Source organism: Mycobacterium colombiense CECT 3035, from assembly GCF_002105755.1.
In the GTDB taxonomy this organism is placed as follows: domain Bacteria; phylum Actinomycetota; class Actinomycetes; order Mycobacteriales; family Mycobacteriaceae; genus Mycobacterium; species Mycobacterium colombiense.
This window is the reverse complement of record NZ_CP020821.1, coordinates 1,863,659-1,883,467: the sequence shown is the minus strand read 5'-3', so window position 1 is coordinate 1,883,467 and position 19,809 is coordinate 1,863,659. Positions and strand designations below refer to the sequence as shown.

Here is a 19,809-nt window from a genome sequence, read left to right as displayed (position 1 = left end):
AGCAAGCGGTGACCCTTGAGCAAGCAGCGACCCCAATGTTCGCTAACCATCAGACTTTCCATCCACGCTTCGGATGGATCAAGAAAGGCTACGACGCCGCCGCGTCCGATCCAAACATTTTCAACGAGCAGTCGGCTCCCGTGGAACTTGGAGTCGGCAAGAACATGGTAGAAGCGATCAGGTTTTGGTCCTTCGCCACGAAAGTGATTGCGCGGCGGCCGCATCCGGACCGGCCACGCCAATCTGTGTACACGCCGACACACATAGGTCGAGCCTTGCTCGATGATCGCTGCGGATTCGATCCGTACCTAGAGGATCCCGTGACTCTGTGGATACTCCACTGGCAGGCGATCTCCGAGCGTTCGGTACTTCCCGTGTGGCGCCTAGCCTTCAACGATTTTGGGGCGGTTGAGTTCACGGACGCTGAACTGCTTCAATTCTGTACTGACGAGATCGCAGCGACAACATGGTCTCAGCCCATGAAGAGCAGCCTCCAGAAGGACGTCGACTGCCTGCTGCGCATGTACTCCCGGCGCGAAACGCAAGGGCGTCAAACATTAGACGACCTGCTCGATTCCCCGTTCCGTGAACTAGGCCTTGTCCGGCCATCTCCCGGACCGAACAAAAACGCATATCGAATGGTTATAGGCAATAAGGCTACGTTGCCGTCAACAGCAATAACCTATGCGTGCCTCGATTACCTGAGTCGGGGAGGTGAGGGGAGTCGGACGATCTCCCTCACCCGCCTGACCGCGGACCCGGGCTCGCCGGGGCGCGTCATGAAGCTCACGGAGCAAGATATCGCGGATGCCATCGATGAATCAGCAAGCGTGGTAGGCCATCTGGGTTTGGCTAGGCCGGCCGGGTCCAGACAGATGGCGGTCAGCGCCACTCCGGCGGATGTCGCGTTGGAGGTGCTTGGAGCTAGACGTGAACAGAAAAATTCCGCATTTGCACCCGAGACAGGACTGGCCTTGGTAGGAACTGCCGCGACGCGCCCATACCTTTCGGAAGCTGAAGTCGAACGCCTTATAAGGAAGCAAAGTCGCGCACGTTCGGGACGGCGAGGTGACGCAGCATGACCGGTCCGTTAGCGGACTTCATAACTGTTAGCGGCAGATTCAGTCGATCAGCCAACGTGGAGCGCGACCACGGACGCAGCGCTATCGAGGGGTACGTGCCGACCGGGCGGGCCCTCGACGTTATTTCACGCGTCGCGCAGGGCCTAATGGACTCCGCCGCGGGTCGGACATTTTCAATTACAGGCCCGCACGGCGGTGGAAAGTCGTCGCTCGCCGTGTTCCTTGACGGGCTCCTCGCTGGCGCATCAACTGCGGAGTTTAAGAGCGCGCATTCGATCTTGACGGCCGCTGATTCATCTGTCGATTCGTTACTTCGCAAGGGGATGCGATCAGCCAAGGCTGGACGAGAAGGATTCATCCGCGCTTTCGCGACCGCTAATAGCGAATCGGTATCAACGACTATCGCGCGCGCATTGCACGCGGGTGCCGTCCGACAGTACGGCCCGGGTCAGTCGCTAGTTTCGCCGGCCTTCGGATCAAGTGCCCACGCCGCACCGTGCGCTGCCGACATTCGGGCATGCATACGCCGCATGTCGGCCGCCTGCCCAGTCCTGCTTCTAATCGACGAATTCGGCAAGAACCTCGAATACTTCGCATCGTCAGGCAGTGACGGGGACCCGTTCCTACTTCAGGAGCTGGCGGAAATGACCCAAGGAGAAGATGCTGTGCCCTTGGTGATCATCACCATGCAGCACCTTTCCTTTGACGAATATGTCCAGGACGGCTCGACAGCCCGGCGACGCGAGTGGTCCAAAGTGCAAGGGCGCTTCCAGGACATCCCGTACGTCGAAACTGCGGAACAGTCGCGAAGGCTTATCGCTTCTGCGATCACACATGACCCGGCGGTGAGCAAAGCGGCAACACAGTGGGTGCAGAGCCATCAATCAAAGCTCGAGTCGGTCGGCCTGCGTGAGTTAATCGACGATGCAGCGGCAGCGATACCTCTGCATCCCATCGCGTTGGCAGTTCTGCCGGAGCTTTGTAGCAGATATGGCCAGAACGAGCGAACGTTGTTCTCGTTCCTCGCAGGAACAGAACCGCGCGCAGTTCCAGAATTCCTTGCGAGCAACGTATGGCGGCCGAAGAGCCCGTTGCCACTTGTCGGCGTCGATCAGCTATACGACTACTTCCTCGAAGCGTCCAGCAGCATGATCGGTGTCGCGGACGGCGCAAGTCGTTGGATTGAAATTGAGACGCGGATCCGAGACAATGCTGGCCTCACGCCTGATCAGCTCAAAGCGGTTAAGACAGTCGGCGTACTGAATCTTGTTTCGAGTGGAGGTCGCATTCGTGCGTCACGACAGTTGCTCGAATTCGCACTCGAATCTGCGGGTCCCGGCGGTTCATTCGAGACGAGCAATGTGCTCGAGTCGTTGGTCGAGGCTGGCCTGATTACCTACCGAGCCTTCTCTGACGAGTATCGGATTTGGCACGGGTCTGACTACAACGTCCGGCGGGTGATCGAGGCGGCGCGGCATTCGTATGAAGATGTCGACTTTGCGGACCTCCTCCGAGACGCAGTCGAGCTCGAGCCCTTCGTCGCTGGTCGCCACAGTCAGCACACCGGGGTCCTGAGGGTCTTTCGGCGACAGTTCAGTACGTTGATCGATGGAGCGGACGAAGCGCTGGATCCTCAATGGGATGGGATAGTTTACTACGCGACAAACTCGCTTGCGGACCTGAGCAGGGCGCCCAGACCATCTGACGGAAGACCCGCCGTCTACGTCATTCCTGATGACGTTTCTATAGTGCGTGAGACGGCTATCGATGCAGCGGCGTTGAATTCAGCTCTGCGAAGTGCAGAGGCGGAGGGCGCCGACTGGGTGGCACGGCGCGAACTAGTCGAGCGTGTGTCGGCTGCTCAACAAAGGCTGCAGATTCAAATTGGACAGACCTGGAATAACGATGCCGATTGGGTCTTAGCAGGTTCGAGCCGCTCACTGGATCCGCGACGCGGGCCATCTGCGTTACTGTCTGATGTTGCAGATGCGGTGTATTCCAACACCCCACGGATTGCGAACGAAATGATCGCTCGCAGGGAGCTTACAAGTCAGGGCGCAAAGGCTCGACGGTTCCTCATCGATGCACTGTTAGCGCACAAGGACAGTGAAGCATTCGCGATTGAGGGGTATGGCCCAGATCGTGCCATGTACGAGGCGATTTTCAGATCCACTGGGATACACCGTTTAACGGAGGACGGTAGTTGGAAGATCCAGGCACCAGCTGATCGGCGCTGGAAACCTCTTTGGACGGCGATGAATTCAGCGTTTGACAGTGCCGTCGACTCGCGACTTTGCCTTAAGGACATCGGGTCACTACTGTTGTCACCGCCTTTCGGCGTGAAGGACGGTATCGTCCCCATATTGTTGGTCGCCGGGCTGGTCGCACGAAGCGACGAGATCGCCGTCTACGAACACGGAAGTCTCGTACTCTCGATTGACGATGCTGTTGCTGAGCGGCTTGCCAAGAATCCCGGTAATTTCTCTATCAAAAACACCCAAACTTCAACGGGCAGAAGGCCAATAGTCATCGAGTGCCTAGTCGACCGGTTGGGCATTACCGGCCATCATGGGCCGCCGACCTTTTTAAATGTCGTGACCGCCCTCTACCGTGAACTGCGGGTCCTGCCCCCGTACTCGCAGAAGACTGGTATGGGGTTGTCTGCGCAATCGATCGCGGTTCGCGACGCGTTCCACCATGCTGCGGAGCCTGACGTCCTACTCTTCGAAACTTTGCCAATGATCTTTGGAATGAAGCCCTTTGCCGGGGGTGGCCGGCTCAACCGTGGCGACGTTGAGCGGTTCGCCGACCAGCTCACCGTTTCGATCCGAGAACTTCGTGATGCCTACCCCCATCTGCTTGATTCGGTGCAAGAACAACTTGCACATGCGACAGCTACTAGGGGTTCGCTAGCGGAGTTACGAGAGTCACTTACGGCAGATGCTCGACGCCTCAATGGTCAGGTGCTTGAACCAAGGCTCAAGGCGTTTATTGGCGCCCTGGAGCGACCGCTCGAAGATCAGCAGTGGTTAGAGAATGTCGCGATGGTGGTGTGCGATGGCCAGGCTCCCAGGGTCTGGACAGATGAGGTCGCGGGCCGATTCCCCTTGCGGGTTGCTGAAATCGGAGGAGCCCTGCGGAGGACGTCGGCATTGCTACATGAACGTCTTGCTTCGAAGGTTGAGCACGGGTACTCGGTGAGCAGGATGACGCTAACCTCGCCAGGCGGTGCCGAATCAGTCCAGTTGCTCTCCCTGACGGAGCACGAGAAATCTGCGATCACACCACTATTTGAGGAACTTGTCGCTAAGTTGATGGAGGGTGGGATCCCGCGCTCCACCGCTTGTCGGATGCTCATGGCAAGGTTGGCCGAGGAGTTCGAGTCTGCCGAGCCGGCGGATGCTCGCGAGGTAGTTGGGAAGGACAAACGTTATGGCTGACGTCATTCGCCATATCTGCGGGATTAGCGGTGGTAAGGATTCGAGCGCGCTCGCGGTGTATCTGCGCGACCGCGTACCAGAGATGGAGTACTTCTTCTGCGATACTGGCGCCGAGCTTCCAGAGACGTATGAGTACCTTGATCGCCTTGAGACAGCCCTTGGGAAGCCGATCGCTCGCCTGAATGCGAAAAAGGGTTTCGATCATTGGTTTGATGTGTATCGAGGCACACTCCCATCTCCACAGATGCGTTGGTGCACAAAAAAGATGAAGATTGAACCCCTGGAAGAGTGGATCGGCGATGATCACGCTGTCTCCTATGTCGCTATCCGCGCCGACGAATCCGGGCGCAAAGGATACGTAAGCACTAAGCCGAACATTCGGACGGTCTTGCCGTTTGTGGAGGACAACGTTGATCATGAGGGTGTTCTCCGAATTCTGGATGAGGCCGGCATCGGTCTGCCGAAGTACTACGAGTGGCGAACGCGGTCAGGTTGTTACTTCTGCTTCTACCAACGCAAGGCGGAATGGGTCGGACTGGCGGATAAGCATCCAGACCTCCTTCAGAGGGCTATAGCAATCGAGGCGAAGGTCCGACAGGATGCCGGAGCTGATGGAGATGCTTCGTTCGGTGAGTATGCGATGAAGGGCCGCCAGTACACGTGGTCGGGAGGAGAGTCGCTCCCAGACTTGATTGCGCGGCGCGAGGAGATTCTGGCGCGTCATGAGGAGGCTCAACAGCAAGCGGCGAAGCGGAAAAAGAATCGCCCGGTTTGGGACATCCTGGGCGACGCGCTTGACGATGACGATGACGCGATGCAGTGCTCGATCTGTGCCCTGTGAAACCGGAGTGCCACGGAGCTAGCTCGATTTTCTAGGAATCTCGGCAACTAAGACACCTGAGGTTTTGCGCTGTGTTAGAACATCTATGGTGAAAATTGATGTGTAGGCCGCGTCTCGTTGGTTCTCGTCGTGATTACGTTTGAGGAATTGATCAGTCGGGCTTCCGACCAACTTTTGCAGCAGTTAGTTGGACGCGACATTGTCCGCTTACTTGCGGGCCTAGACGCAACGCTAGCTCGTCCGGAGCGACTGAGCGAGATCGCAGCGGGCTTACGCTCCCCGGCCAGTATGCTTCTAGACGCCCAGCTACGCGGTGAGCTTTTGTTACTGCTTCCGCGGTTCGACGCGGAGATGTTGGCGGAACGTCTCGGGCTTTCGGGCGATCCATACGACGGACTGTGCTCGATGAGCGTGCGACGCGGTTCAGCACGAGCGACCGATTTGCTTGACTTCTTCGCCTTAGCGGACGACACCGAGCAGCGAATCTTGCCTCCAGCGCATGAAATCACAAATCCAATGCACGGTCTTTTCTCGCACCAGCGCTTGGCGGCGGGAAGAGTGTTAACGCGGCTGATGTATGAACCTCACCGCGTTATGCTGCACATGCCGACTGGATCTGGAAAGACACGCACTGCGATGTCTGTGATTTCAGACGTGCTCAATCAAGGAGAACCGAAGCTAGTTGTGTGGCTGGCGCATTCCGAAGAGCTCTGTGAGCAGGCTGTCGAAGAATTTCAGAAGGCGTGGGCTGCGCGCGGAATTCGTCCTGTAGAAGTTCAAAGATGGTGGGGCCCACACTCTCTCAAACTCCCCATCATTGGCGACGGAATCATCGTTGCAGGCCTCGCCAAGGTCTATGCTTCAGTGCGAACCTCACTCTCGGAAATTGGAACTCTCGCCGGACGCGTCAGCCTTGTAGTCATGGACGAAGCGCATCAAGCCATCGCGCCCACATACAACTTGATTCTCGATGTGCTCACAGAGTCCGGAACGCAGACACCCTTGCTTGGTCTCACCGCAACGCCCGGTCGAAGCTGGAACGACGTCGACGAGGATGAACGTCTAGCGAAGTTCTTCGACGAGTCCAAGGTGTCGCTGGAGGTGGATGGCTACCACAATCCAGTGCGCTACCTGATCGACGAAGGTTACCTAGCAGATACAGAGTTTGTACAGCTCCAATACACCGCAGGATCAGAGCTATCGCTCCAAGAACTACGCGAACTCGAGGATTCCCTAGATATTCCTCCGCACGTAATCGGTGCACTTGCCGCAGACGAACAGCGAAATCTGTTGATTCTGAGCGTCGCTGAGGCAATGTGTGGTCGGCACAATCGAACTATTGTGTTCGCGGCGACGAAGGATCACGCGATCGTGCTCGCAACCGTGCTACGCGCGCGCGGCTACTGGTCCTATGCGGTCACAGGAGAAACCCCGGCCGCCGAACGTGCTCGAATAATCTCGACGTTCAGGACTGCAAGTGATGAGCCGCGGGTGATAGTCAACTATGGGGTCTTGACCACAGGTTTTGACGCCCCCCAAACCAGCGCCGCTGTTATCGCGAGGCCGACGAAAAGCCTTGTGCTGTTTAGCCAGATGGTAGGAAGGGCAACTCGAGGCGAGAAGGCCGGCGGCAACAGGCGAGCCGAAGTCGCGACGGTTGTTGACACGCGATTGCCGGGTTTCTGCAACATGGCTGAGGCGTTCGATAATTGGGAGGATGTATGGTGACCGAGACCTCTGCGGAGTTCGACATTGTTCCAACAGCGCTTGCCGTAAAAGCAATGCGCGACAACGGATATAAAAACGCCGCGTACGCGATAGCCGAATTGATGGATAACTCAATTCAGGCGGGCGCCAAGACAGTTCAACTGTTATGCGCAGACCGCGAATCGCAAGTTGAGCAACGGACTCGGAAGCGCCTGCACGAGGTAGCCGTGCTCGACGACGGATCAGGCATGGATGCAGATACTCTGCAGATCGCCCTCCAGTTCGGCAACGGAACTCACCTTGACCGCGGCCAACAAGACGGTATGGGACGTTTCGGCATGGGACTACCTAGTGCTTCGATTTCACAATGCCAGCGGGTCGATGTATGGAGTTGGACCGATGGCGTGGACAAGGCACTGCATAGTTACATCGACTTGCCCGACATCAACGCCGGTCGAATGCGTGTTCTGCCTGCTCCCCAGCGAAAAGTTATCCCAGAGGTCTGGCGGACCGCGGCTGGCAAGGGTGCATTCGGCAAATCGGGCACGCTCGTTGTATGGAGTGCTGTCGACCGGGTGCTGTGGCGAACGTCGAAGGCCTTGATTGACAACTCCGAAGAGCTGATCGGCCGGATGTATCGGTACTGGATCAACGATGGCCGGGTATCGATCGTTCTCAAGAGTTTCCTCTATGACGATGCGAACCGCATCCTGCTTGAGCGTCCCGCTAAGCCCAACGATCCGCTCTACCTGATGGCCAACACAAGTTGTCCCGCGCCCTTTGACACAAAGCCCATGTTTAGGCCATTCCCTTCGGCAGAAGGCAATGTGGTCGAACAGGTGGTTCGCTTCCAGGGTGAAGACCATGTCGTGAGCATCAAGTTCTCAATAGCGTCTGAGGAAGCTCGAGACAGTGCAGGAGGACAAGCGACGGGCAGCCTTCCATTCGGTCAGCATGCCGGGCGAAATGTGGGTGTCTCGGTCGTTCGGGCGGGTAGGGAGCTTGAGTTAGATCCTGGTTGGACGACTACCTATGAGCCTCGTGAGCGATGGTGGGGCGTAGAGGTCTCGTTTGAACCCGGCCTTGATGAATTGTTCGGGGTGTCCAACAACAAACAATCCGCACGCAACTTTGCGGAGGCCGCCAAAGTTGATGCGAGCGCAATCATTAAAGAGCACGCCGGATCGATATCTGCTGCACGAGCGGCGCTCAGAGACGAAGAAGATCCGCTTGAGCCCTTGCTTGAAATCGTGCACCGCGTTCAGACCAACATCAAACAAATGCGCAGCATGATCCAGACCCAAGCCGAAGGCAGGCGACGGCGTACGCGGCACGCGGAAGAAAGTGTCGAAGAGCAGGCGACCGACGCGGTCCGCAAGCGCCAGGAGGAAGGGCACCGAGGTCGCAGTGACGAAGACGAGAGTAAGCCGGCTGACGAGAGGAAAGCTGACGTTGCCGACCAGCTTGAGCACCTAGGGCATTCGCGTGAGTCCGCGGAAATTCTGGCGGCGGAAACGATCGACAAAGGGCTGAAATATCGAGTTGAGGTTGCTCCGCTCGAAGGAGGGGCGTTCTTCTCAGTGCAGCCTAGAGGTGGAATCCTGCTGGTTACTTTGAATACAGATCACCCCGCCTATGCGCTGCTGCTCGGCGCCCGCGATCCCAAAGATCTCCCTGAAGACCCCGACAAACTCAAGCAGAAGCTCTTGTCTGCCCAAGCTGGCTTGGAGATGATGTTGTTCGCTTGGGCTCGGTATGAAGATGAGCAGACCAACGAAACACGGCGGCTTACTCAAAACATCAGACATGACTGGGGGCGCATGGCAGAAGCGTTCTTGACTAGTCGCTTATAGAACCAAGGGCATTGTGACGACACGAGACGACATCATTAAAGTCTTGAGCCAGGCTGCGGCGCCGCTGTCGGTCACAGAGATAGCGACCGCGTTGGGCGGGGACGTCGGCCAGTGTGATGCCATACTGTGGCAGGAACCCCAGGAATTCGTCTGGCAACCGGGCCATAAATGGATGCTCGCGAGCGCCAAATCGCATGCGTCCCGGGCGCCCGCACCGCCAGACCCGCCGGATGCACGGACCCCGTATGTTATGTCCACCGGTGCCCCCGGCCAGCTCAGAGCGCTGACGTTATCGAGCGGCGTTGTTATCGCGGTCAACCGCCGGCCTCTGGACTCGGACGCTTTCTTCACCGTCCGCTCGGCTGGCAACACGATAACCCTTACCCTGAATTCGACCCATGAGCTGTTCACAAGTATGCCCACACCATTCGAAGAGAATGACGACTCCTCGCCTTACAAGAAGCTTTGCGAAGTTTTGTTGAGCGCGTGGGCCCTTTACGAAGATGCTCTTCCTGGCGGGTCGATCAAGCGTGCGACGGAAGATTCGCGGCTGCTTTGGGGCCGGCGCGTTATCGAGATGCTTCGAGAATCGCACGATGACTGAGCTCGGGGAAGTTTTGATAGGACTCGCCGGGTCGTCACGGGAAGAGTTTGTCATGTGTGCGCCATTCGCCAAAGAGGCTGTGGTTGAACGGGTGATGTCGGCTGTTCCTGTCAATGTCAGGGTCGTCCTCTACACGAGATGGAGACCCGAAGAGATCGCAGCCGGAGTCTCAGACACGCGAGTGCTCCAAGTCGTTCGTGCTCGTGGAGGTGGTGTCTACCTTCACAATCGCCTGCATGCAAAGTTCTTCCGGAATGAAAACGACGTCTTGCTGGGGTCAGCCAACCTCACAGCGACCGCTCTGGGGTGGTCCCAGAACCCGAATATCGAGCTTTTGGTTCCATCTAGCCGCGACGAAATTGCAGAGCTTGAGAAGCGCTTGACGGTGGAGAGCACCCTGGCGACCGAAGAACTGGCTCGCGAGGTCGAAGAGATAGCAAAGTTCTTTCCCGGCCCGACCTCGGTGCCCGTTCAGCTCGATCACTCTGCTGAGCCCCCCGATCTCTGGATTCCTCAACTGCGCATGCCCTCGGATCTCTACTTGGCTTACTCCCACGGTCCGAGCTCGTTGACTTCACGATCCGCCGCCGCGGCAACACTGGATCTTGCTGTACTCGATCTACCGGTTGGCTTGGACAAGCGGCAGTTTGAGTTGCTAGTAGGTCATCGGCTGGGTTGTCAGCCGATCTTTCGAGATATCGATCAGCACCTAGAGCGGCCGCGACGGTTCGGTGAGGTCCGCCAACGAGTCAGCCAGATAACTGGATTCGACCATGATCAGGCAGCCGAGACTTGGCAGACATTGATGCGTTGGATGCTGGAGTTTTTACCGAACAGATACACGCATGACGTGAAGAGGCACTCTGAGATGTTCAGTCGAACAAAGACGATCACGGAGTCGAGTCGATGAGTCGCCAGAAGGTATACCGGCAAATCACTGCGATTTTGGAGGCGAACTCCCTAACGTGGACCGAAACCCCTAGCGGGAGCATCCATTTGAGATTCGCAAGTGCCGGTGTCACCATCCAGTTGCTGGATCGGGGCTCACAAACGCTAATCGAAATCAGCTCGGATGTGCTCGTGGGCGTCGATGCAACCAATGCGTGCATATTGCAGGAAGTAAATGCTCTGAACATGACGTCGAACTTCTGCCGCTGGGTGTATTACGAAGAGTCGAAAACGATCTCGGTTGAGTATGTCCTTCTTGGCGACCATCTTCAGGAAAATGAGCTGATGACTGGCCTAGCCGCGCTGGCCCGACGCGCGGACTATCATGATGACTTACTTCAGAAGAAGCTCGGCGGCGTCAGGTCTTTCGAAGTTTAGTAGCGAAGGGTTTGATCGTGTGTGCCTCTCCTAGCCGTAAGAGATGTGGTCACGATTGTCGAATGCCCAGGTGCCGCAATGGCTGAGTGGGGCAGCTCCAGGGAACGCACGGCAATTGGACGTGGCGACCTTTCAATGCCGGTGAGGCAAGCCCTTCTCGATGAAGTGGTCAGGACCGACGTATCAGTGCTCGACTACGGGTGCGGCCGGGGGCAAGACGCAGCGCGACTCCGCAAAATGGGCGTGACCGCAGACGGGTGGGATCCATTCTTTGCGCCGGATACCCCGCTGGTCGAGCGGGATGTTGTGTTACTGACATACGTACTGAATGTCATTGAAGACTTCGGAGAACGACAGGAGGCCATCAGTAAGGCATGGCAGCTCGCAACTAAAGTGATGGTCGTTTCTTGCCGGCTCACCTGGGAGCTTAATTCGATCAGGGGAGAGGAATCTGGCGACGGAATCGTTAGTAGTCGCAATACGTTCCAACGCTTCTTCACCCCAAGTGAGATTCGAAAAATCGTAGAAGAGACCACCGGGCGGCGCTGTGTCTCCCCAGTGCCAGGAGTTGTGTACGCCTTTCGTCACGATGAGGACCGCTTTGCTTATCTAGCCCGAGGCGCAATCACAGGGTTCGAGTGGGCAGAAAGCGAAGACTACGCTTCCGCCGTTTCCGAGGTGATTTCTTTCGCCGAGAAGCGTGGTCGCCCACCACTTTTCGAAGAGATACCCGATCACCTGTTGCCTCAGCTCGGGCGATTTTCACGCCGTTCGCTGTTGGAGGTGATCAACAAGGGTGCTTCAGCAGATCGAGTCGCGGAAGGCTTGCGTCGCTCTACCCTCGACACGCTGTTGTACCTAGGGACGTCGATATTTAGTGGGCGCGCGTCGTTAGGAGCGCTCCCGCTCGGCATCCAGGCGGACATCAAGCACTGCTTCAAGAGCTATCGCGAGGCCTGTGCTCGAGCGGATCGCCTACTCGCAAAGATCCGTGACGACACTTATATCAGAGGGGCGATGCAGAACTCGCCGGGGAAGATGACGGCGACCGCCTTCTACGTCCACCGAAGTGCCGTAAGCAAAATCGCTGTAGTACTACGTCTATATGAATACTGTGGGTTCATTGCCGCGGGCCGACCGGGAGGATGGAATATTCTCAAGTTGGATCATCGCGGGCGACGCGTTTCGTGGTCTTCCTACCCCGAGTTCGATACAAATCCCCACCCGACATTGGAGTGGACTTACGGCGTCGAGATGGCCAGCCTAGAGTCGAGCTTTCAAAGCTTCGGCCAGCGCGTCAACAGGCCGTTACTGCATCGCAAAGAAGAGTTCCTCGACCCTGACGACCCGGCGGTACCCAAGTACCGTCGCCTGACCGCTGCGGAAGTGCGTGCGGGACTTTACGAAAACCCAACCTTGATCGGACTCGAGAACGGCTGGAATGCCGAACTTGAGCGCTGCGGCGTAGCCCTGCGTGGGCACCGAGTTGTCAAGCGCGACGTGGGCAGACACGCTTAGGCCAAGAAAGCCAACGACTTATCGGTATGAGCCTTGTTCAGCCACTAGCGCGGGAAATACGCCCGCCGACCCTCCGGTGCTTCGAGAGATGTCGATGCCCGAGAACTCGTTACTGATTGTGCCAAGGTTGTGGTCAGTCCCACTGCCACAAGTAGTCGAGGTGGCGGTTGCCCAGCGAACCATCCTTCTTGATCTGACGGCCCCATAATCGAAGCTCTGTCATCCGACCATCGTTGACCTCTGCAGTGAAGTACTCAGGGCGGAAATGTTCGGTTCCTACGTAGTTAGGCACGCCGTTGCGGGCCCCGCCGCAGGCCATGTCCGGCACACTCCCCGCGGGGATGTCGAACCATACGTCCCGTGCCCGGAAATCATTGTCCACTGCAGGTGTCCCTTCGATTTGGACGTGTTTCAGACAAATTAACCCGTCGCACCGTCGTCGAGGTTGACATTGGATGGGCTGCTTGTCGCTGGGATGTGACAGGCTGTTTCCGGAAAGGGGATCGATTTTGCCACACGACAAACACGGCGACTACGTCGAAATGAAGGATGCGCACGATGCGTGGGAGCCGTTCGCCATCGCGCTGCTCGCCGATGCGGCCAAGAGCTACAACTGTTTCGTCACATACAAGCAGCTCGCCGAGTTCGTCCAGGACGAGACAGGCATAACGCACAAGGGGTTGATAACGAACTGGATAGGTGAGCTTCTGGGACGCGTGATAGCGCACTGCTTAGAGAACGACATCCCTCACCTCAGTTCGCTCTGCGTGACGTCAGAGGGCACGGTTGGAAACGGCTACCGCGCCGTGCTTGAGGCCGAGAGGATTCGGGCGAGGGACGCCGGCGATTTGTACGACGATAAGGAGACGCTAGAGCAGCTAGACGACCACGCCGCAAGAACCAGGCTCGAATGCTACCGCCACTTCGGTGCGGAACTCCCGCCGGGCGGCGGAGAACCGACACTGACTCCCCAAGCGAAGGCCTCTCGCGACTATAGGAGGGCACAGGCCAAACGCGATGCGCCGCCAAAGGTGTGCCCTGTCCATCACACACAACTACCGGCAACCGGCATATGTGACGATTGCGCGTAGTTTCCGGCCATCCGAGGTAGCTCCAAAACCGCTCAGCCAACCACCTGTGCCAGTCCCAAGGGCGGATGTGCGGGGACACGGAGGCGACGGCTCGCGTTCTCGCTGGTTGAACTGACGTTCTCTATCCAAAAAGTCTGACTTTGGGCCGAGCAGTTCCTGAGCATGCTGGCCGCGATCGTCGACCGGCTGAACCGCGACGAGGTGGGATTGATTGTCGCGGTGACGATTTCGCACCGACCGCTGCGAAGCGAGGTAGAATCATCGCGCCCTCGACGCCATCGGCACGGCCGGATCACGCAGCTCTTCTTGAAGGACGACCCGCACATCGGCCGCGACGCGGTGTTCGCGGACCAGACGTCGTTGCAGGCCGATTTCGTCCACCACGACCCCGGCCTCGCGCCGGACGGAACTATGGTCGAGGAGCCCTTCGTGACGCTGGAGTGGACGTTCACCCTCGCCGCGAACACCACCAGCAAGGAGTAGGCGATGACGCGAATGCCCTTGGTCAGCACCGACTGCCAACCCGATCGGATCCAGCAGTTCATCGCGCGTCCCGACACCCTCAACGTCATTCGACTGATCGCCAACGCCCCCAACATCTTTGACGGATGGGCGCAGATGACGGGCGAACTGTTCAAGAGCCCGACCTTCACCCCGCGGATGCGGGAAGTGATCATCCTGCGGGTGGGCCACCTGCAGGACTCGCCCTACGAGCTCGCCCAGCACGTGATCTTCGGCCGCACCGCGGGGCTCACCGACCAACAGATCGACGCCCTGCTCGACAAGGGGGACCTGGACGCGGCCGGATTCAGCGACGACGAACGGACCGTCATCGACACCGTCACCGAGTTGTGCACCACCCGCCACCTCGGCGACGACTCCTTCGCCACGGCCCACGCCCTGCTCGGTGACGAGGCGCTCACCGAACTGCTGATGATCGTCAGCTGCTACTACGGCCTGGCGCTGGTGCTCAACGCCGTCGACCTCGAGATCGACACCCCGACCTTTTCCAGCGTCGACGAAGGCCTGGCCAAGTGACCCGAATCCCGTATCGCGAGCCCGAAGACATGGCCGAGGCCGCCCGCGAATTGACCGCGCGGCGGGGCAATCTCAACGTCTACCGGACACTGGCCAACGCCGAGAAGGTGTTCACCGGCTGGATGGTGGCCGGTGACGCCGCCCTGACCAGCCCGGTGCTGCCCAGGCGGCTTCGTGAACTGATCGTGTTGCGTACGGCGTACCTCATGGACTGCGCCTACGAACTCGGCCAGCACAAAGACGTCGCGCAGACGGTCGGAGTCGACGCCGCCACCATCGACGCCATCACGACCCAGTCCGATTGGCACACCGGGCCATTCGACGCCACCGAGCTGGCGGTACTGCGACTGACGACCGAACTGGTGACCACCCGCCGCGTCGCGGCACCACTGTTCGACCAGGTGCACACGGCGCTCGGTTCGGAGGCGACCGTGGAGGCGTTGATGGTCATCGGCCGGTATGCCGGCCTGGCGCTGATGCTCAACGCCCTCGACGTCGACCTCGACGACACCGCCCGACTCCCCGTTCCGCCGACCAGATGAAGATTAGCGAGATTGCCTAATCTTCCCGCCGACCAGGGATGTCTCCCGTAATGTCCCTGGAGTGGACGTGCGGAAACAGCCGTCGACCCGCCTGTCGGCCGAGGACTGGCTCGAGGTGGGTTACACCGTGCTTGCCCATGAGGGAGTGCGCGCACTCAAAGTCGAACGCCTCTGCCAGCAGGCGGGCGTCACCCGCGGCAGCTTCTACTGGCACTTCGAGGACATCGAGCAATACCGGGCCGCGCTGGTCGAATCGTGGAACAAGTTCCTCGAACGCGACCGTCAGGCGCTGTCCGAGCTCGACGCGCTGCCGCCCCGGGAACGCCTGTCGGCCCTGACGCTCACGTTGGTCAGCCCGAAATACTGGATGCTGGAGCGCGCGATGCGGGAGTGGGCCCGCCTGGACCCGGCGGCGGCCGAAAACATCCGCGCGGCCGACCGGCTGCTGCTGCGCACCGTGATCAAGGCCTACAGCGACTACGGGTTCAGCCTCGAGGACGCCAGGCTGCGGGCGGAATTGACCTTCGCCGCGGGAATCGGACTGCTGCATCTCACCAGCTCGGCCGAGCAGGCCCAATCGGTGGCGCAACGGGAACGGTTCCTGGCGGTGATGCTGGGGGAGGCGGGGACGGCCCGCTCAGACCATCGCGATGGGTGAGATTTTCGCGCCGATTGCCAACGCCCCGGCCAACTCTCGACTCGTGTCGTAATCGAACACCACATGTCCCGCCGCGATGTCCACGTCGCGCTTGGCGCGCTGCATCGGGCTCGACAGGAAATGGGCGCTGGCACCGGAGGCCTCCATGAGGTCGGCGATGATCGCCCGGCTTTCGTGCACGGTGCGCGCGGCCGCCAACCGCGCGTCGGCCCGCACCGATCGGCTCACCCGATCGCCGCGGACCACGATCGCCTCGATGCCGTCGGCCGTCTGGTCGACCAACGCCCGCAGTGCGCTCAACCGCACCCTGGCTTCGCCCAGCCTGATCTGCGCGGCGGGCTGGTCTTTCTGCGCCACCCCGCTGTAGGCCAGCACACGGCCGCTGAGCCGCTCGGCGAACAGGTCGGTCACCCGTTCCGCCGTTCCGAGCACCGGCATCGCCGCCGTCAGCGCCAGGGCGGGCACCATCGGCCACCGGTACGTCGGCACCCCGTGCTCGCGCGCACCCGGCGCCGTGCCGCCGTAGATGTCGGTCACCGCGACCAACCGATGCTCGGGCACCAGGGCGTCGGTGATGACGAGGTCGTGCGACCCGGTGCCGCGCATGCCGGCCGTGTGCCACGTGTCCTCGACCTCGACCTGCTCGGCGGGCACCACCGCCAGCGCCGGATCGATGCGGTCCGGGCGTTCGATCAGCACGCCGACCATCACCCAATCGGCATCCATCGCGCCCGTCGCCCACGACCACCGCCCGGTCAGGCGCGTGCCACCGTCGGCCGGTACGCCACGCCCGGTCGGCGCCAAGGGAGCCGGCGCCAACACCGGGCCGGACGCGAAAACCTCGTCCTGCACGCGCGGGTCGAACAGCGACAGCAGCCAGTTGTGCAGCGCGTAGAAACCCAGCGTCCACGCGCTGGATGCGCAACCATGCGCCATGCGCCGAATCGGTTGCAGCAGTTCGGGGAACGAGGCCTGAAGGCCGCCGAAGCGGGCCGGCAGCAGTAGCCGGAACAGCTCGGTCTGCCGGAAATCGGTGATGGTCGTCGCGGGCAGGCGCCGCAATCGTTCGGCCTCTTCGGCGCGATCGGCCAGGCGTGCAACGAATTCGTCGGTGACGCCGTGCAGCGGGCGGCTTTCGACCACGGACATGCCCCGACCGTAACATACTTTTTAGTATGTAAGTTGTCCTGCGGGGACTTGATCGTGAATCACGATTGATGTCATCGTTTTTAAGCGTTGGAGGCGATGGTTTTATCGGTGTTGGCTGAATGTTGTCAGGCGATGCCCCAGCTGCCCACAGGAGGACGTGATGATGCGTTCACCGCAAGCCATTTCGCGAGACGGCCGGGGACCGTCCGGGACCGGCGCGCCGTCGGGCCCGGTCAAAACGCTGAGCATCTTGTTGGCGCTGCTGATGCTCTGCACGGCAACGACATTCGCCGACGTCCGCGGTTGATGTCGCGATCTGTGGGATTTGTGGCCCATCGCACGGAGCCGGATTCAGGGCGGCGACAGCAGACTTGAACCGATTCGTCCGGGAGACCGTCTGCATTGTGTCGCAGTGCTCTACCGGCGCTTGGAGGTTCGGTGATCGTCAACACCCCGCAGCACGACAAGGCAACCACCCTCGTTCGTCCCCTGGGAGCCGCCGAGCGGCTGTTCTATCGATACAGCGAGCGCAACCCCGCGCATTTCTCGATCGTGGCGGAATTCGGCGAGGTGCTCCGCGCGGACGAGCTCCGGACGGCGTTGGGCGCCGTCCAGCGACGGCATCCGCTGTTGTCGGTGCACGTGGAGGACCGGCCCGGTATCCGCCTGGGCTTCTATCGCGCGGCGACCGTCGCGCCCGTGGGGCTCACCATAAGCCACGTACCGGAACTGGCGTGGCAGGCCGCCGCGGCCGCAGAGCTCAGCAGGCCGTTCGACCGGTCGCGTGCGCCGCTGATGCGCGCCTCGTTGCTGCAGAGCTCGACGCGTAGCGCGCTGCTGCTCACCTTCGACCACACGATCGCCGACGGAATCAGTTCCATCGTCGTGCTCACCGACCTGATCGCCGCGCTCAGCGGAGCGGTCCTGGCGAGTTTGCCTGTGCCACAAGCTCAGGAGCGCATCGTCGCGACCGCCCTCGAAGCGGCCGAGCCGCTGGACCCCACCGCGGAATCCGACGACACGAGGATGAGCACGCCCAGCGTCATCCGTCCCTTCGACGGCACCCTGACGAACGTGCGAACCCTGGCCATGACCCGAGCCGAGACCGCCGCATTGGTGCGGCGTTGCCGCGCGGAGAACACCACGGTGCACGCGGCGTTGGTCGTGGCGATGTGCCGAGTGCGCGCCGCGGTCCGAGGCGAGGAGTTCATCCGCGTCCTCAACCCGATGAACCTGCGGCCGATGCTCGCAATCGAGGGCGGCTGCGTGCTGTGCATCCTGCCGACCGCAACCGGGCACGCGCCGTGGGACGGGACATCGTTCTGGGAGCAGGCCCGCGCGACGACCGCGCATCTCAACGCCGCGCGATCGGCGCCAGCAATCCGTACGACGACGGACGCCCTCGAGCAGGTGATCCCCATCGATGCCGACACCGACGACGCCGAGCACCTCTTCAGCCGGATCAGCCCGTGGGACGTCATGGTCACCAACCTCGGCGTGCAAAACCTGGACGGCGCAACCGCTTTGCGTCCGACGGCGGTGTGGGGGCCGGTGGTGCTCAGCCAGACGGATGGCGAATACCTGACCGGGATCACCACCTACGAGGGCAGTCTGAGGATGGTGACCTGTGGCTACAGCGTGCCGGAGACCTTCTTGAAGTGTGTGGGCGACGCCCTGATGGCTGCTGTCGAAGAGGTCTGATTGCTACCATCGCGCGGTGAGTGATCGCCCGGGCGGGCTGCGATCCGTGGCACGCCGCGACATCCTGAAAATCGCCGGTGTCATGCCGGCGATGGTCACCGCCGGTGCATGGTTGCCCGCCCCGCGGGCGGCGGCCGCGGTGGCCGGGGCGTCGGTCTTCCTGGACCCCGGCCACAACGCCGTGAACGACGCGTCCATCAACCAGCAGGTCCCCAACGGCCGCGGCGGCACCAAGCCCTGCCAGACGTCGGGGGCCGCCGCCGACGACGGCTATCCCGAACACGCCTTCACCTGGGCGGTGGTGGGGCTGATCAACGATTCGCTGAACCAACTGGGCGTGCACACCCAACTGTCCCGCGACAGCGACGGCGGGGTCGGCCCGTGCATCGACCAGCGCGCCGCGGCGGCCAACGCCATGCGCCCGGACGCGATCGTCAGCATCCATGCCGACGGAGGGCCACCGTCCGGCAGCGGATTCCACGTCAACTACTCCAGCCCGCCGCTCAACGACGCCCAATCCGGACCGGCCGTGCGGCTGGCGCATGCGATGCGGGATGCCTTGGTCCAATCCGGTTTACAGCCGGCCAACTACATCGGCTCGGACGGCCTGTACGGTCGCGACGACCTCGCCGGGCTGAACCTGGCCCAGTACCCGGCGGTCCTGGTCGAACTGGGGAACATGAAAAACGCCGGTGACTTGGCGCGAATGGAAAGTCCGGACGGCCGGGCGAAATATGCCGCGGCGGTCACCCAGGGCATAGTTGCCTTTCTGAACTCCAAAGCCGCGACCGGCTGACGTGGGCGCTACTGAGCTAATTGACCGACGTGCCTTCGAGGGCCGGTCAGCTAACTTCTATGGTCGGACGGGATGGTGTTTTTGGAGGTGTAGCTAACCTCTCGATGGAGCGGGTGGCGAACGTTGGGCCGCAGCCTAAATTGCGCGTGTGCGCGGCGCAGCACTATATGTAGCAGTACCGAAAGCTGCTTCTCGTGGAAAAAGAGTGCGTCGTGCCCGCACCGACTATGTTGATTTTTGCGGTGGGACATCCCGGGTTTCAGGGCATGTGGTGACGGTGAACGCCGCCGAACCGGCGCGTTGACGGGGAATGGGATGGCGGCTGATGAGGGGGATGGGTGACCAGCTCCGGCCCTGCATCGAGGGGCACCGATGACATATAGCGGCGGCTATCAGGATCCGTTCGGCGCCGACCCTTTCGGGGGCAGGCCGGCGGCCAGGGGCCGGCGTTCGGGCAGCATCA

19 protein-coding genes are annotated in these 19,809 nt (G+C 60.5%); 17 read left to right on the top strand and 2 right to left on the bottom strand.

Annotated elements, in window-relative coordinates; all coding sequences use genetic code 11:
• Positions 1-8: 8 nt before the first annotated feature.
• The 9 genes from B9D87_RS08650 to B9D87_RS08610 all read left to right on the top strand — a co-directional run bounded on the left by B9D87_RS08650 (position 9) and on the right by B9D87_RS08610 (position 12,371).
• Positions 9-1,082 (top strand): DUF4007 family protein, encoded by a 1,074-nt coding sequence (locus B9D87_RS08650; RefSeq protein WP_007770527.1) that lies wholly within the window; start codon positions 9-11, stop codon positions 1,080-1,082.
• Positions 1,079-4,522: a hypothetical protein gene (locus B9D87_RS08645; RefSeq protein ID WP_040629756.1), complete on the top strand. Its 3,444-nt coding sequence runs from the start codon at positions 1,079-1,081 to the stop codon at positions 4,520-4,522. Before B9D87_RS08650 ends, B9D87_RS08645 begins: the two co-directional genes overlap by 4 nt.
• A complete protein-coding gene (locus B9D87_RS08640) occupies positions 4,515-5,363 on the top strand; it encodes a phosphoadenosine phosphosulfate reductase family protein (protein WP_007770530.1) in 849 nt (282 codons plus the stop codon). The genes B9D87_RS08645 and B9D87_RS08640 overlap by 8 nt, the downstream gene beginning before the upstream one ends.
• Positions 5,364-5,492: 129 nt before the next feature.
• Positions 5,493-7,091, top strand: a complete 1,599-nt coding sequence (locus tag B9D87_RS08635; protein WP_238553414.1) for a DEAD/DEAH box helicase — start codon at positions 5,493-5,495, stop codon at positions 7,089-7,091.
• Positions 7,085-8,923, top strand: coding sequence for an ATP-binding protein (locus B9D87_RS08630; protein WP_007770534.1), 1,839 nt, complete (start codon positions 7,085-7,087; stop codon positions 8,921-8,923). Before B9D87_RS08635 ends, B9D87_RS08630 begins: the two co-directional genes overlap by 7 nt.
• Before the next feature lie 43 nt (positions 8,924-8,966).
• Entirely contained in the window at positions 8,967-9,527 is a 561-nt protein-coding gene (locus B9D87_RS08625) for a hypothetical protein (protein WP_148664690.1), read from the top strand.
• The gene (locus B9D87_RS08620; protein ID WP_148664689.1) at positions 9,520-10,437 is read left to right on the top strand and encodes a phospholipase D family protein; all 918 of its coding nucleotides are present in this window, start codon (positions 9,520-9,522) and stop codon (positions 10,435-10,437) included. The genes B9D87_RS08625 and B9D87_RS08620 overlap by 8 nt, the downstream gene beginning before the upstream one ends.
• Entirely contained in the window at positions 10,434-10,853 is a 420-nt protein-coding gene (locus tag B9D87_RS08615) for a T3SS (YopN, CesT) and YbjN peptide-binding chaperone 1 (RefSeq protein WP_007770537.1), read from the top strand. Before B9D87_RS08620 ends, B9D87_RS08615 begins: the two co-directional genes overlap by 4 nt.
• A gap of 78 nt (positions 10,854-10,931) precedes the next feature.
• Positions 10,932-12,371: a DNA phosphorothioation-associated putative methyltransferase gene (locus B9D87_RS08610; RefSeq protein ID WP_007770538.1), complete on the top strand. Its 1,440-nt coding sequence runs from the start codon at positions 10,932-10,934 to the stop codon at positions 12,369-12,371.
• 133 nt (positions 12,372-12,504) lie between these two features.
• Here B9D87_RS08610 and B9D87_RS08605 read toward each other — a convergent pair whose 3' ends face one another.
• The gene (locus B9D87_RS08605) at positions 12,505-12,753 is read right to left on the bottom strand and encodes a hypothetical protein (RefSeq protein ID WP_007770539.1); all 249 of its coding nucleotides are present in this window, start codon (positions 12,751-12,753) and stop codon (positions 12,505-12,507) included.
• A 127-nt stretch (positions 12,754-12,880) separates the two neighbouring features.
• Here B9D87_RS08605 and B9D87_RS08600 point away from each other — a divergent pair, with 127 nt between their 5' ends.
• From B9D87_RS08600 to B9D87_RS08580, 5 genes are all read left to right on the top strand, one after another.
• Complete coding sequence (locus tag B9D87_RS08600) at positions 12,881-13,462, top strand: hypothetical protein (RefSeq protein ID WP_148664688.1); 582 nt, start codon at positions 12,881-12,883, stop codon at positions 13,460-13,462.
• Positions 13,463-13,624: 162 nt separating this feature from the next.
• Positions 13,625-13,945 carry a hypothetical protein gene (locus B9D87_RS08595; protein ID WP_007770542.1) on the top strand — a complete coding sequence of 107 codons (321 nt, stop codon included), beginning with the start codon at positions 13,625-13,627 and terminating at the stop codon, positions 13,943-13,945.
• Positions 13,946-13,948: 3 nt separating this feature from the next.
• The gene (locus tag B9D87_RS08590) at positions 13,949-14,500 is read left to right on the top strand and encodes a carboxymuconolactone decarboxylase family protein (protein WP_007770543.1); all 552 of its coding nucleotides are present in this window, start codon (positions 13,949-13,951) and stop codon (positions 14,498-14,500) included.
• Positions 14,497-15,042: a carboxymuconolactone decarboxylase family protein gene (locus B9D87_RS08585; protein ID WP_007770544.1), complete on the top strand. Its 546-nt coding sequence runs from the start codon at positions 14,497-14,499 to the stop codon at positions 15,040-15,042. Before B9D87_RS08590 ends, B9D87_RS08585 begins: the two co-directional genes overlap by 4 nt.
• A gap of 115 nt (positions 15,043-15,157) precedes the next feature.
• Positions 15,158-15,700, top strand: a complete 543-nt coding sequence (locus tag B9D87_RS08580; protein ID WP_174320906.1) for a TetR/AcrR family transcriptional regulator — start codon at positions 15,158-15,160, stop codon at positions 15,698-15,700.
• Here B9D87_RS08580 and B9D87_RS08575 read toward each other — a convergent pair.
• The gene (locus B9D87_RS08575) at positions 15,680-16,849 is read right to left on the bottom strand and encodes an acyl-CoA dehydrogenase family protein (RefSeq protein ID WP_007770549.1); all 1,170 of its coding nucleotides are present in this window, start codon (positions 16,847-16,849) and stop codon (positions 15,680-15,682) included. The genes B9D87_RS08580 and B9D87_RS08575 overlap by 21 nt on opposite strands.
• A 160-nt stretch (positions 16,850-17,009) precedes the next feature.
• Here B9D87_RS08575 and B9D87_RS26990 point away from each other — a divergent pair, with 160 nt between their 5' ends.
• From B9D87_RS26990 to B9D87_RS08565, 3 genes are all read left to right on the top strand, one after another.
• Positions 17,010-17,156, top strand: a complete 147-nt coding sequence (locus B9D87_RS26990) for a hypothetical protein (protein ID WP_157373219.1) — start codon at positions 17,010-17,012, stop codon at positions 17,154-17,156.
• A gap of 131 nt (positions 17,157-17,287) precedes the next feature.
• Positions 17,288-18,550: a condensation domain-containing protein gene (locus B9D87_RS08570; protein WP_007770550.1), complete on the top strand. Its 1,263-nt coding sequence runs from the start codon at positions 17,288-17,290 to the stop codon at positions 18,548-18,550.
• 16 nt (positions 18,551-18,566) lie between these two features.
• On the top strand, positions 18,567-19,346 hold the full coding sequence (locus B9D87_RS08565) for an Rv3717 family N-acetylmuramoyl-L-alanine amidase (RefSeq protein ID WP_040629759.1): 780 nt from the start codon (positions 18,567-18,569) through the stop codon (positions 19,344-19,346).
• Positions 19,347-19,809: the final 463 nt, after the last annotated feature.